Here is a 14,919-nt window from a genome sequence, read left to right on the forward strand (position 1 = left end):
CACAAATATAAAAGTCCCACCTGCCGCTAAGTAAATAGTGCAGGTGGGACAGTTTAGTGCATTTAAATCTATTGCAAATATTTGTAGTCCAGTATTTTTCAAAGTGCAGTACTAATCCATATTTGTGAAAATAGCATTATTACATCAAATGTCTTTCCCTTATGATATAGCCGTCTCTATCTCTTGTAGGACGCTTTGGCATTTCCCAAGCAAAATGGTCTGTATGAAGCACATGATGTGCCTTATGTGAGTTAGGAGTGCCAAAGTAGTTCTCATAGAGAGACTTGATATCAGGGTTATCGTGAGAATAGCGGATTTTGGAGTTCTTGTCAAGGAAGTAGAGATTCTTTCCTCTGGCAAAAGCAAGTTCCTCACCGTCATGTATAGGCTGACCGCCGCCACCTACGCAGCCCCCCGGACAAGCCATAACCTCTACGAAGTCGTACTTCTTAGTTCCTGCATCTATTTCATCTATAAGCCTTCTTGTATTTGCAAGGCCGTTTACTACAGCTATTCTAAGGTCGATGTCTTTGAGATTGAAGGTAGCCTCTGTAAGTCCTGTTTTCTGTGACTCAGCTCTTATTACCTTGAAAGCATCAGGAGGGCAGTTTTCGCCCATTAGTGAATGGTAAGCTGTTCTAAGAGCAGCCTCCATAACACCGCCGGTAGCTCCGAAGATAATACCTGCACCTGTTACATCGTGGAAGAGGTGGTCAGGCTCAGAATCTTCAAGCGTCTCAGGAAGGATATGGAATGCCTTAATCATTCTAACAAGCTCTCTTGAGGTAAGCACACAGTCTGTATCGTGTCCTGCATACTCCTCATTGAAGAATTCCATATTGCGCTCGCCCTTTTTAGCTACGCAAGGCATGATTGCGACTGAGTAAATATTTTCAGGATCTACACCTATTTCCTGAGCAAAGTGGGTCTTCATAACTGAACCAAACATCTGCATTGGTGATTTAGCTGATGACAGCTGGCCTGTAAGGTGTGGGTAGTTACTCTTAAGGAAACGCACCCAACCAGGACAGCAGGAGGTAAACATTGGCTTATCCTTAAGCTCTCCATTTGAGAATCTGGCTATAAACTCGCTTGCTTCCTCCATTATGGTAAGGTCAGCTGAGAAAGCGGTATCAAATACGTAGTCAGCACCTATTCTTCTAAGAGAATCAAAGATTCTTCCAACAGTGGCTTCGCTAAGGTCAAGTCCAAGACCTTCGCCCCAAGCAGCTCTTACAGCAGGAGCTACCTGAACTACAACTACCTTCTTTGGATCTGCTATGGCTCTTAAGAACTCCTCGGTATCATCTCTTTCTTTAAGAGCACCTACAGGACAGTGGGTTATACACTGACCGCAAAGAGAACAGTCTGCCTCTGCTATTGTTCTTGAACCGGATACATTTATGGTTGATCTTGCACCTGTGCCCTCAAGAGTCCAAACGCCGAGTCCTGCAATCTTATCACAGACCTGAACGCAGCGCATACATTTGATACATTTTTTAGAATCTCTTATAAGTGGGAAGGTCTTATCCCATTCCTGAACCTCAAGACGCTCCTCATATAGAGTATCTGTGATGTTGAGGTCATTTGCAAGAGTCTGAAGTGAACAGTTGCGGCTTCTTACGCAGGTTGCACACTTGCAGTCATGCTGTGAAAGTATCATCTGTACTGTTCTACGTCTTGCAAGTCTTACCTTAGGGCTGTTGGTATATACTACCATGCCTTCTTCAACCTTGTTGTTGCAGGCGGTAACAAACTTATCTTTGCCTTCTATTTCAACTATGCAGACACGACAGGCAGCTATTTCATTGATTTCCTTTAAGAAACAAAGGTGAGGAACAGGAACTCCGGCACTATAAGCCGCATCCATTATGGAAGTTCCCTCAGGCACATTTACGCTTCTTCCATCTATTGTTAAATTTACCATATATTCTCACGACCTCCTTTGAATATTCCAAAGCCAAAGTGGTCACATCTGAGACAGCGACCTGATTCCTGGCAGGCTTCCTTTTTGTTCATACAATTCTCTACACCATTAAAGTCATGTACCCTGTCAGAAGCTTCACGCTCCGTAAGTTCAACTCTACCACAGGCTGAGTGCTCTACCTTACTTGGAATAGGGATATCGACATCACAGGTAATATCGTGCTTATAGCCTAAGAATTCGTCAATATTTGCAGCCATAACCTTTGCAGCGGCAATAGCCTTGATTACGGTAGCAGGTCCTGAAGCACAGTCTCCACCTGCAAATATTCCCGGAAGTCCTGTAAATCCGCCGTTAGGCATGGTGAACATCTTACCCTTTTGTACAGGGATTCCCTCATCTTCATAGTACTTGGTCTCGATATTCTGACCGATTGCTACTATGAGAGTCTCACAAGGAATGAACTCGTCAGGCTCACCTGTAGCGATTACAGAGGCTCTTCCGTCACTTATTTTAGATATCATCTGAGGTGTTACCCAGATTCCCTTAATATGTCCATTTTCAATCTCAAGTCTTGAAGGAGCTTTAAGTGTAACCATCTCAACACCCTCAGCAAGAGCGCCTTCTATTTCGGCTGGAAGGGCGGTCATATCAGCGATTCTACGTCTGTAGACACAGCTAACCTTCTTTGCACCAAGTCTAACTGCTGTTCTTACCGCATCCATAGCCACGTTACCACCGCCGACGATGGCTACATTCTGACCTGTAAGGTCGTCATACTGCTCAACACCTACATTCCTAAGGAATTTAACTGCAGACATAACACCTTCAGCATCTTCACCTTCAAGCCCAAGCTTCTTATCGGTAGACGCACCTATAGTAATAAGAACTGCATCGTATTCTTTCTTTAAGTCAGGTAAGAGGAGGTCAACACCAAGTTTAAGACCGTATTTTACTTCTACACCTGTAGCAAGGATAGCATCTGTATCCTCTTCAAGTCTATCCTTTGGCAGACGATAGTTAGGAATACCGTATCTAAGCATACCGCCAAGCTTAGGGAGCATTTCATATACCGTTGTCTGATGGCCCATAAGCTGTAAGTAGTAAGCTGCTGAAAGTCCTGAAGGGCCGCCACCGATAACGGCAATCTTCTTGCCTGTAGAAGGTGCACAAGGAGGAGGTGGAACCTTTCCTGCCATATCTGCTGCAACACGCTTGATACCTCTGATATTTACGGCATCATCCACCATATTTCTTCTACATTTTTCTTCGCAAGGATGCTCACAGATAAATCCACAGGTAGTTGGGAATGGATTATCCTTTCTTATGAGCCTGATTGCATCAGCATAGCGCTCTTCCCTAACAAGGGCGAGATATCCCGGCACATCCACGTGTGCAGGGCAGAGAGCAACACAAGGAACAGGCTGCTTTGTCATACAGTTACAGCGGCCATTTCTGATATGCTCTTCAAAGTCATCACGACAAGTAGTAACTGTCTTATATACCATATGTGCAGCTTCGTAACCAATAGCGCAGTCTGCAGTTTCTGAGATTGATTTGGCAGTCTCCTCTATAAGGTCGATAATGTCCATAGTGGCTGTACCATTAAGAACAGTTGTCATCATGTGCTTTAGATGGAGCAGTCCTACACGACAGGGAACACATTTTCCACAGGTCTGTGCGTGGCACATTTCAATAAATGCTCTTGTGATGTCTACAGGACAGAGTCCGGGAGGGCTTGCCTCTATTCTTTTGTCCAGAGTTCTGTACAAGTCTTCAATTACAAGAGTGGCTCTGTCCGGCGTAAAAATTTCCAAACGGCTCATTTAACTACCTCCTTTGATTTACCATCATAATTTTCGAACCGATAACTACTCATTTGTAAAAATATGCAAAAAACCATGGATTAATTTTCAAAAATATCTCACAAATATAGTTTTAATATCGATAACTTCATTGTACAAAATGGCTAAAGGAAAATCAAGGATAGTTAAAAAATAAACAAATAAACCAGAAGATTTATAGAAATTATTGATAATAATTATCAGTTGTTATATATTTAGTATTCCGTTATAATGAAAGCCTGTTTATAGGCTAAGTTTATGCGTTACATGTTCTGATAAGCGTCAAAATAATATCGATTCGGGTATTCGCTTGGCTAAAATAATATTTGTTATTTTTTACAAAAATTGATTAAGGAGATTTATGAGAAAGAGAATAATTAATACTGCACTGGCATTTGTGTTAGGCTTATCACTTACGGCCTGTGGAACTGCTACAGCGACAAAAAATATTAATGTTGAGCCTGAAAATAAGCCAGCCTCAAGTGAAAATGCCGCAGTGGTGGCAAATGTTTCTGAGGGAGTATCTGTGGTTAACGCGAATAAGACTGAAGAAGATACTAAAGTGGCAACAAACGGTGCCGCAGAGGGGGATACGTCAGGTAAGTCATCAAAGGAAGTATATAACTGCTGTGGCTTCATAGAGGACAGTGGAGTTATGGTAAAAATCGCAGGAATCAAAGGAAATGATATAGTAGGCCTGGTTAAGCTTATTGACAATGCAAAGCAGGATAAGACAGTAAATGGCTATGATTTTAGTCAGTTATCTTCATCTGAGGAACTTGGCGATAAGCTTGTAAAGGGAGAGCTTGACATGGCAGTACTTCCTATTGAAGCGGCTGTAAAGCTTTATGGTGAAACAGATGGTAATATCAGGATGGTTGCAACTACTGTGATTGATGTTACTAAAAAGTGGGATAAGTCTAACAGGAAAAAACATTCTATGTCAGGTATATTTACAACTGCTAAGTTTGTAAGGGAAAATAAGCATGCTGTAGACGCTCTTTTAGGAGACTATAGTTATTCTGCTATGTGGATGACTGAGAAGGATAATGGGGCAGAGGCAGATAAGCTAATCAAAGAATATGATGCTGCTGATTCTGATAAGGCTGCTAAGGTAATTGCTTCAGGTAAGGTAGCCTGCCTAAGGGGAGAAACCATGAAAAAGGCAGCTAAGACCTACCTTGACTCTCTTAAAAAGGTAGACAAAAAGGCTATAGGAGAGCTGCCGAAGGATAACTTTTACTATATAAGGGATGCTAAGTAAACATACAAAGTCCTACAGGGAACTAAAACCTGTAGGATTTTTTCTTGTTGGAGAAATTGGTTTGTTATTATGTCAAATTAACAAAAAATAGGATGTCAAAATGTCTGACACCCTATTCTTATGACAAATTTTCTTTGCAAATTTAGATTACTTCTTTATCTTCTTACTTTTGATAAAAATCTTTGTAAGTATTTTAGCTGCGTTATTCTCAGTAACCTTCTTCTTTACATTCTTAATATCCTTTTTGGTAAGAGCACCTGTCTTTATAAGGCCGGCTACATAGGCTCTTGCCCACTTTGAAGTTTTAACACCCTTTAGATACTTCTTTGTATCCTTCTTGTTTGCCTTTTTGATTATTTTCTTTTTTACAAGCTCCTTTGCAAACTGTTCAATTGTAAGTCCCTTCTTGGCATTTATCTTCTTGCGGATAGCCTTCAGCTTGTTCTTATCAGCAGTCTTCTTAAGCTTTGCGATAAGCTTGTCAAAAGCTGATAGCTTCACAGGGCTAAGAGGGGTGGTGTCATCACTAACAGTTGTGTTTGATGAACCGTTATCGTTAATACTTGGAATTAACGGATAGACAACCTGTCCGCCACCACCTGTACTTGGCTGACTAGGAGTAACCGGCTGAGAAGGCTGAACCGGATTGCTTGGCTGTGGAGCCGGCTGAGGTGTAGGCTGAGGAGCCGGCTGAGGCATAGGCTGTGGAGCCGGCTGAGGGGTAGGCTGAGGGGTAGGCTGAGGTGTAGGTTGTGGCGTTGGTTGAGGAGTAGGCTGTGGAGTAGGTTGTGGTGTAGGCTGAGGTGTTGGCTGTACAGGCTTAGTAGGATCAACCAAGCTTATGGTTGTCTTCATATATCCAACATTGTATTCAGAATCATTATATCTAGCTTCCTTTACAGCTCCACTACGTAGGTCAAGCGCAATCTCATATCTGTTATTTCCAAGTGACTTTAGCCATGGGCTTTCAAGCCTGTAGCCTGAAGGAAGACTCTGTTTAAGGCTAAAGGTAACTTTATCTCCTAACTTGAAATGCTTATAATCAACATCGTTGCGAGCATCTTCCCTGTCGATTTTTGCAATTGTGGATTTCCTGTTAGTACCCTCAATCTGTATATTGGTCACATAATCAGCATAATTATTCCCGGAATTGTCTTTAAGCTTAAGCTCAAAAAGCACAGGGTTAAAGACATAGGTATCTCCATCAGGTACATTGTTAGTAGTCACATAGTTGAGGTTTTTATCTACCCTGTATAAGGCAACTCTGAAATCACGTGCGTTAGGGTCTTCGGTAGACTGGTACCAGCCGTTTTCAAGGTAAGCATTTAAGGAGCCAAATACATCCTTGTCAAAGTTAACAATTTGAGCAGGAATTTTCATGCTTCTAATAGGCTGGTCATAAAAAGCATTATACCCTAAACCTGTAAAGCCAGGGTCTGGGTTAGCATAGTCAAAGCTAACGTTTTTAAGCGAATGCAATGAGCCATAATCAGGTCCAATCTCAGCAAACATCTCCTTTGACAAAACCTTTATATCACCGCTTGGCTTAAAATCTAATCCTTCTACGGATTTTAAGGTTGTATTACCAAAGGCACGGGTGCGGATGTGAGCATTAAGTCCATTAAGTGAAAGCCCTGTTATCTTATTGTATTCAAAGGAATGAGCACCAATGAAGTCAACTGTGCTTGGGAAGGTAAGCCTTCCTCCTATGCTGGCGCCCATAAATGCCGCATATCCTATTTTCCTAAGTTTACTGCCGTATGCAAAGTTAAGCCTTGCTGTGAAGTTACTATTAAAATTTTCATAGCTTCTGAGAAAAGCCTCATTATATATAACTTCTACACTGGCAGGGATATTAATGTCTGTTATATCATTACCAATAAATGCCTGATTGCCTATAGCCTTGATATTGGTAGGGAGAGTTAAGCTTGTCAGCTTGTTATATGCAAACATTCCGTTTGGTATAATAAACTGATTGTTAACTTCGCCCATAAGAGCGTCACCCGGATTATCGCCTCCGTTGCTGGCAGGACCAAAGTCTTCACCGTTACCTGCCTTAAGACTTCCTTTTACGTTATAGTTTCCATATCCAAAGTTTATTCCGGATATCTGGTTGTTTCTAAAGGCATTGATACCTACGGTTGTAAGGCTTGATGGGATGGAAACATAGGTTATCTTATTGCTTCTAAAGCAATTATCACCGATACTTTTAAGAGTATTTGGAAGGGTGATAGATGATAAAGCGCAATTATAAAAAGCGCTATTTCCTAAGGTCTCAACACCGTTGTTTAAGTTAACGGAGGATAGGATAGGATTGCCACTAAAAGCACCATCGCCAATTGATTTTAATTTATTATTAAACCTGATTGAGATAAAATCGCAGCCTGCAAATGCGTAATCACCAATAGTTTCAAGCGAATCAGGCAATTCAAGTATGAACTGCTTGCCGTTAAATGCTCCCCTGAAGGCTGCTCTAGAAATCCCCTTTATATTAAGATTAGGGTCAAACTTCACTTTGATAATATTTCCGGATGTATTCCTTAATTTACGCTCAATCGCATCGCGATTTCGATATATAATATTAGATCCGTTTATATTAAGACAAGAGCTATCAAGGGTGATGGTATCATCCTCTCTTACATCTGCCTTTGCAACAACAGAGTAATTTAAGCTTTTTGCGGCTAAAGCACCTATACCCAAGCTGCCAGAGCTAATAGGTGGGGCAAGCAGTGAAAGCGAATTGGTTGCAACGAGAGCAAGAGCGAGTATCCCTGCTGTATGTCTGCTATTAAACTTTTTCTTCATTGTCATTCTCCTTTGTAAAGTATTTTAATAACGTTTGACAAAGAAATGAGGTGCTTTGGCCAAATAAAAGCAACCATAAAAGCACCAAAAAAATATAACATTTTATCCATATAGATGAATAAAATGTAGCTTTTGTCTAGGGGGATTTTATACCATAAAAAATTCAAAGTCAATTAAAAATGGAGAATAAGCATAAATTTAAGGAAATGTTTAGAAAATATTAAGATATGATAATGGATATCAATAGTATAAAAATCCGCTTGAAGCTGGCTATTGTGTATATTTATAATTGTACAAACTAATAATAAAATCCCCGACAGGAAGTCTAACTCTGTCGGGGATGAGTGAATCTTATTTAATTTTTCTTCTGAAAAATGCTCCAAGTCCAAGCATTGCTGCACCAAGAAGAACAAGTCCTTCTTCAGAGCTTCCTCCGGTTCTTGGGAGTTTGCCCTGAGGAGTTTTTCCATCAAATACCTTAACTACTTCAAGGGTATTATCCTTGCGGATCTTAGCTACTCCCTTAGGAGTTCTCTTGTCTTTTACGAAAGTATAAGTTCCGTCATCTTTGTTTACCTCAGCATTACCAAGTGAAGTACCATCTTCATCGACAATGTTGAACACTGGGTTACCTTCAGGAATGAGGTTTGGATTAACTATTCTTTCAGGTGTAAATGGTACATTGGTAGGTGGGTTTTCCGTAGGGATTGTAGTAGTAGGTGTTGCAGGATTAACCGGTGTTGTTGGTTCTGTAGGATTAGTAGGTACTACAGGGGTGTTTGGTGTTGTTGGGTTACCTGGTGTGCTAGGAGTTACAGGCTCACTAGGCTTAGCTGGCTCAGAAGGCTTTATAGCTTCAGGGGTAGCAGGAGCGCTAGGGCTCTCAGGAGTTATAGCTCCAGGAGTGCTAGGCTTCTCAGGCTGTATTGCTCCAGGAGTAGCAGGAGTGCCAGGGTTCTCAGGTTTTACCTCAGGCTTTGGAGGCTCAGGAGAAAGATTCTTGTATCCTATCTCAATCACAGTCTCCTTATATCCAACCTTGTAACCATCACCATAAGCTACTTCTTTAACAACTTCTACATTTGTAGGATCTAGGGTTACCTCGTAATTACCATCTGCTGTTTTGGTTATAGCACTGTTTGAAACAGGGCTTTCTGCAATTTCATAACCCTCTGGGGCAGCAGGAATAGCAAACTTAATCTTATCACCTAACTTAAAGTCAGCCTGGTTAACAGCTGTAGAAGTAACAGTTTTTGCCTCAGAAGCTCCCTTTATTGTTCTGGTTCTTTCAACCTCAATGCTGCTTAAGGTAACTGCATTTCCATACTGGTCTTTAGCAACAAACTTCACTAAGACAGGGTTTATAATATAATCTTTTGCTTTACTATCATCAAGAGCATTGTCAGTTACATAGGTAGCCCCGTCAGAAGCAACTCTATATAAGGCAACTTTATTTGTGCCCTCTGTCCAACCAGGATTTTCTAAAAATGCATTTGAAATGTATTTTTTGCCATTTATATCAAAAATCATTTTATCTACGTAAGCAGGAAATTTAATGCTTTTTAGTAAACCTTTATTAAAGGCCCTAAGGCTAATAGTATTGTCAAAACTTTGACCAAAAGTTCCGCGCTCTCCTGACTTAGGGTTTTTATACTCAAAATTTATGTTCTTTAGAGCATCTGTGTTGAAAAATGGCTTCCATTCGAGTCCCCAGCTATTAAGATTATATATTTCTGTTATAGGATTACCTTCAAAAGATTGATATCCTATAAGAGGTGCATCAGGTCCAAAGTCTACGCTGGTAATCTTATTTCCTGCAAATGAAAAGCCTCCCATCTGATTGGTCTTGGTAGGGAACTCAAGATGCCCTTCGATAGCGCAGTTTTGGAAAGAACCTCTGTCAATTTGAAGATATTTTCTTTCAAAATTTGTGCCTTCGTCTTTTGTAAGGAAACTAACTTTTTTAAGTAATTTGTTATCCTTAAATCCGTAGAAAAATATATCATGTATATGTGCAGGAAGTTCAAGTGAAGTAAATTTATTATTTGCAAATGCAGACTCACCTATTCCCCAAATGCTTGTTGGAAATTTTACATCTTTTAAGCTACTAATTTGATTATTCCAAAATATACCGTAAGGAATAACATTAAGAGTATCTGCGTCAGCAATAACATTATTGCTTCCAACTTTATATTCTCTCATCTTGGTTTTAACTTTATCGTACTTACCCAAATCAGCTTTTGTTATTTTATTATCTGCAAATACTCGTCCCTCAATTATTAAAAGATTATCAGGGAGAGTAACAGAGGTTAACTCATTCTTTGCAAAACAATCATCCTTTAAGGTCTCTAAACCATCCGGGAACTTTATATTTTCAGCAAGACCTGCCTCATAGAAAGCTTTTGCTCCGATTGTCTTTAACTTGCTGCTTGTAGGTGTAGAACCGAACTTAACAGCTGTAATAGCTGAATTTGAAGCAAAAGCTGAGTCGCCTATTTCTGTAATGCTATCAGGAAGTTCAATCTTAACCTTCTTATTCTTGAACTTTTTGCTAAAAGCTGACTTGCCAATCTTGGTAGCAGCTAAACCTGTAGGGAACTTAATAGAAGTTCCTGTTACAGTAACCGCATTTACCTTTGCAAGACCGGATGCAGAAAATCCTGTAATGGTGTCGCCACTTACAGTTAAATCAGAAGCAGTTAAAGCTAAGGTTGGTGCTGTTTCTGCTTTAACAACCACACTGAGACCGGTATTTTTAGCAACAAGTCCTGCAAGTGATGAACCCTCTGAAGAGTAGGATGGTGTTAATAGTGAAAGTGAGCTGGTTGTAACAAGTGCAATAGCAAGTCCGCAGGCTTTATGCCTAATTAGTTTTCCTCTCATAAAATCTCCTTATTTATTCGATATTCACATAATGTGTTTAGTTCACGCATACAAATATGTATTAGTATAATACAGTATAACAAGTAACTTGTCAATGGCGTTTATTGATAATTTACTCCTTGTTATATAATATGTAGACATATTTATATATCGGTATCATGTATATAATACTTAAGTACACAAAAAAATAATTGATCTAAATATTTGATAATGTAATAAATATGAGCATATATTGTAAATGGCTATAATTATTGTAATTTGTCAGAAAAGAGAATACAATAGCACACAGTTAATATTTATTCGTAGAACTTATCAAAATTATAAGGTAATATCTCTGAAAAATTTGTAATAATCTGATTGGGGTCATCCATAGGGGAGTTCTACAGTTTTGATATGTCAAAATACGTGTAAATAGCCATTTTATCAAATGATACATCAAATAGTGAATCAGAAGGAGAAGGTATGAAATCAAAGAAAGTTAAGTTACTGGCGGGAACATTGGCTGCGGCCCTTGTGATTGGTTCATTTTCAACTAATTATGCAGGTGCAGAAGTAAGGGATATTACCGGAGCCGTGGCTGCAAAGAAAAAGAAAACAGTCTCAAAGAAGAAGACTAGGGTGGTTGTAAAGACAGCCTCTGAGCTTAACAACGCACTTAAGAACAGTGCTAATAAAGAGATTAGATTAAAAACTGACAAGAAAATCACACTTAATCTTAAAGGAAATCATAAAGGGGTTAAGCTTATAATAAGTGCTCCTAAAGCAGAGATTACAAACAAAGGCAGATTTAAGATAATAGAAATAAATGGCAAGAAATGGGTGGAAAAGGCTAAAGGAAACGGCCTTGTAGTAAAAAGTGCAAAGACCGGTATAGAAGTTAGCAAGAACGCTAAGGCAGCATATATAAGGTTCCTAAAGTCAGGTGCTAAGGCTCATGTTAGCGTAAATGGCGAAGTGAAAAGCCTCATTGTAGATAAGAAGGCAGAGCTTAAACTTACAGGTAAGACTGAACTTGTGTCTATAGTGGTAAATGCAGGTGGAACCAAGATTACAAGCGGTGTTCAGATTGAAATTACAGCAACTAAGAATACTGAGGCCGTACTTAAGAAGGGGGCTGAGGGTTCATCCGTAAAGGCATCTGATAATAAGGTAAAAGTTGTTGTTAAAAATGAAACCAAGGAAGAAGTATTTGTAGAGAATGCAGCAGGAGATGAGACTGTACTTGAGAGCGGTGCTTATAAGGAGTTAAAGAACGGAATAGTTGCTGATAAGGGCAAATCAGGAAATTCATTAGATAATACTGTAAGCTTAAATGATGATACTACTCCTCTTGGCGATGTAAATACAGGTATTTCTACAGGAAGTACTCTTATAAACGCAGGCAATGTTATGGGCTTGGCTTCTGATGAGGATAAATATGCTCCTATTGAAGATAAACTTTTGTTAAAGGTCATAAACAAAAACATTGATAAAGACAGGGCTGATGATCAGAGAGTGACTAAGGAAGAAATGGCAAGCCTTAAAGTTATATCGATTTTTCTCGGAGAAGATGGTAAGCCAAAGGTGTCCCAGGGTGAATTCTTGGGTGGTGAAGATGACGACAGACCTAGTGAATCTATCTTAGGCAATCCAAGAAGCTTAAAAGATACTCCTGACTTTAAGTTTATGGTATCTAGAGGAATTAAGAGCATAAAAGGTCTTGAATATGCTGTAAATCTTGAGCAGATTAAGTTAAATGAAAATGAAATAGCAGATATAAGCCCGCTTAGAAATCTCAAAAAGTTAAAATATATCGAGCTTCAGAGAAATAGGATAGTCGATGTAAGTCCACTCGCAGGGCTTACAGAACTTAGATACTTAAAGCTCTACAACAACCTCATTGAGGATGTTACACCTCTGGCAGGTCTTACTAAGTTAAAGGGATTGGACTTACATTATAATGTAACAGTTACAAAGGAAGAAGGTAAAGAGGTTAAGTCTAAGGGCATCACCGAAGTATCAGAAGCCATAAAGGATATGAAAGAGCTTGAGTTTTTAGACCTTTCCGCAAATAGAATAACCAATGTAAAGGGACTTGAGAACCTTACTCATATCAAAGATTTAGATTTATCAGGAAACAATATTACTGATTATAGAGGGCTTGGTGAGTATTTAGCTGAGAGATATATAAAGGTTGCAAATGAAGAGCCTGGCTGGAGCCTTAATTTCTCAGGTCAGACAACAGATTTTAATGAAAAAGTATTTGTATCAAATGGTAAGGCTGAATTTGACAATCCGTTTTTAGGCATAGATGAGCTTGATGCAAGTCTTAGCAAAATAGCTGAAGATGATGTTCAGTTCTTTATGGGGGTTGAGGCTAAAAAGTACGGAGATGACATAAAGGCTGTGTATGATAAAGCAACAAATAAAATCAAGCTTGAGGTAAGTAACAAATTAGTTGATACATTAAAATTGCTTGGAACGGAGGAAATAACAGTTCCCCTTGTTATCAGTGACATTGCCGGGATGGGATTTTCAGTGCAGAATGTTAAGCTTAACTTTACAAAGGGTAAAACTGTTCAGTTTGAAGACAACAACCTCAAAGAATATCTTCTTGCCTTGCTTAAGGGCTATAAGGGTGATGAAGAGCGTGATGATATGAAGGGCGAGTATGTAATCAAACTCACAGATACATCATTTAGAAAGAATCCTAAGGATACTGAGATATATGAAAGTGAGATGGCAAAGATTGAGGCACTCACCTTTACCGGCTGGGATAAGGATTATGAGAATGAGATAACTGTTAAGAGTATAAAGGGCCTTGAAAAGGCAGTTAACCTTAAGATGCTTACCTTCTCATCAAGCGATATCCCGGAAGCTGGTGACATCAGATATTCAGCCAGCTCTATAAGCGACTTAAATCCTCTTAAGGATTTGAAGAAGTTAGAGTTTTTGAGGTTATCACATAATAATATTGAGGATGTTACACCTCTTAAAGAGCTTACAAACTTAAAGCATCTTTACATTTCGCACAATAGAATTGCAGATGTAAGCTCTTTAGGAAAACTTACAAATCTTGTGGACTTTGATATCTCAATAAATTATATTGCAGATGTGAGTGTAGCAAAGAATTATAACAAAATGACCATGTTCAATGCTATAAGAAACAAGATTACAGACATTTCTGCACTCAAAGACATAACAGGTCTTCTCATACTCAATGTGAAGCAAAATGATGTAAAAGATATTGACTGCATTAAAGATTTGGTAAAGCTTGAAACTCTTAATCTTGAAGATAATAAAAATCTTGGCGGTATCAAGGTTATTAAGAACCTTACCAAGCTTAAAGAGCTTAACTTAAATAACTGTGGAATAGATGATGCTGATGTTACGGGAGATATTTTTGCAGGGCTTAATGGGGTTGTCGAGATAGATCTAAGCAATAACAGATTAACAAGCGTTGACTTCTTAGCAAACTGTACCGAGCTTAACAACCTTTATTTGGATAACAATAAGCTTACAAGCCTCGATGTACTAAGAGGTAAGACAAAGCTTACAGCGCTTAGATTTAGTGGTAATGAAGTTTCAGATATAACACCTCTTGCAGGGAATACAGGACTTACAGAGCTTAGATTCTCAAAGAACAATGTAGAAGACATTGCTGTTATATCAGCATTTTCAGAGCTTGGAAGTATTGAGCTAAATGGAAATAAGGTTTATGACTTTACTCCTCTCTCAGGATTAACATCGCTTTATGAGGCTGTTATAGATGGACAGAATGTAGATTACAAGGGTGAAGCAGCTAAAGTATCAGATTTAACAGCAGAAATGGACTCACCTGTTAAGGGACTGGCTTCAATTGGTGCTGCCAATATTAAGGCTGCCTCGAGTGACAGCAATATTCAGGTTGCTCTTGAAGAAGGCAAGATAAAGTTCACATTAAATGAGACAGCTGGTGCTGAACTTAAGGCAAAGGGAGAAAAGAAGATAGACCTTACCCTTAGCTTTAGAAATGAAAAGGACTTCAGCTATTTATCTTTTCCTGACGGAGAGCCTAATAATAGCATAACTGTTAAAGGAATCGTGTTAAAGTAAATAATAAAGACAATAGAGAATAATTAAAAGTAACTCTTCTTGAGGGGAGTTACTTTTATTGCGTTAATAGGTAATCGCGATAGATATATATAATTATTGTGTTTTTTTATAATTATTGAAAATAA

Annotated in this window: 6 protein-coding genes; 2 read left to right on the plus strand and 4 right to left on the minus strand. The window is 39.0% G+C overall.

The features are described from left to right. Window positions 1-139: 139 nt before the first annotated feature. Together JJN12_RS00555 and JJN12_RS00560 are read right to left on the minus strand one after the other, a co-directional pair. Window positions 140-1,927 carry a [FeFe] hydrogenase, group A gene (locus JJN12_RS00555; RefSeq protein ID WP_208427865.1) on the minus strand — a complete coding sequence of 596 codons (1,788 nt, stop codon included), beginning with the start codon at window positions 1,925-1,927 and terminating at the stop codon, window positions 140-142. Beyond that, window positions 1,921-3,750, minus strand: a complete 1,830-nt coding sequence (locus JJN12_RS00560) for an NAD(P)-binding protein (protein WP_208427866.1) — start codon at window positions 3,748-3,750, stop codon at window positions 1,921-1,923. Before JJN12_RS00560 ends, JJN12_RS00555 begins: the two co-directional genes overlap by 7 nt. 379 nt (window positions 3,751-4,129) lie before the next feature. Between JJN12_RS00560 and JJN12_RS00565 the strand changes: the two genes are divergently transcribed. Then, the gene (locus JJN12_RS00565; protein ID WP_208427867.1) at window positions 4,130-5,032 is read left to right on the plus strand and encodes a hypothetical protein; all 903 of its coding nucleotides are present in this window, start codon (window positions 4,130-4,132) and stop codon (window positions 5,030-5,032) included. 147 nt (window positions 5,033-5,179) lie between these two features. On the opposite strand, the gene JJN12_RS00570 is transcribed toward JJN12_RS00565, so the two are convergent. Continuing rightward, complete coding sequence (locus JJN12_RS00570; protein WP_208427868.1) at window positions 5,180-7,837, minus strand: leucine-rich repeat domain-containing protein; 2,658 nt, start codon at window positions 7,835-7,837, stop codon at window positions 5,180-5,182. A gap of 351 nt (window positions 7,838-8,188) precedes the next feature. Then, complete coding sequence (locus JJN12_RS14335) at window positions 8,189-10,720, minus strand: leucine-rich repeat protein (protein WP_208427869.1); 2,532 nt, start codon at window positions 10,718-10,720, stop codon at window positions 8,189-8,191. A gap of 462 nt (window positions 10,721-11,182) precedes the next feature. Between JJN12_RS14335 and JJN12_RS00580 the strand changes: the two genes are divergently transcribed. After that, window positions 11,183-14,794, plus strand: coding sequence for a leucine-rich repeat domain-containing protein (locus JJN12_RS00580; protein ID WP_208427870.1), 3,612 nt, complete (start codon window positions 11,183-11,185; stop codon window positions 14,792-14,794). Window positions 14,795-14,919: the final 125 nt, after the last annotated feature.

Origin of the sequence: Catonella massiliensis (assembly GCF_016651435.1) — a bacterium.
Lineage (GTDB): Bacteria > Bacillota > Clostridia > Lachnospirales > Lachnospiraceae > Catonella > Catonella massiliensis.

Coding starts and splice junctions, on each gene's coding strand:
- JJN12_RS00570 (WP_208427868.1), bottom strand. CDS start 7,837: ATGAAGAAAAAGTTTAATAGCAGACATACAGCAGGGATACTCGCTCTT.
- JJN12_RS00565 (WP_208427867.1), top strand. CDS start 4,130: ATGAGAAAGAGAATAATTAATACTGCACTGGCATTTGTGTTAGGCTTA.
- JJN12_RS00560 (WP_208427866.1), bottom strand. CDS start 3,750: ATGAGCCGTTTGGAAATTTTTACGCCGGACAGAGCCACTCTTGTAATT.
- JJN12_RS00580 (WP_208427870.1), top strand. CDS start 11,183: ATGAAATCAAAGAAAGTTAAGTTACTGGCGGGAACATTGGCTGCGGCC.
- JJN12_RS14335 (WP_208427869.1), bottom strand. CDS start 10,720: ATGAGAGGAAAACTAATTAGGCATAAAGCCTGCGGACTTGCTATTGCA.
- JJN12_RS00555 (WP_208427865.1), bottom strand. CDS start 1,927: ATGGTAAATTTAACAATAGATGGAAGAAGCGTAAATGTGCCTGAGGGA.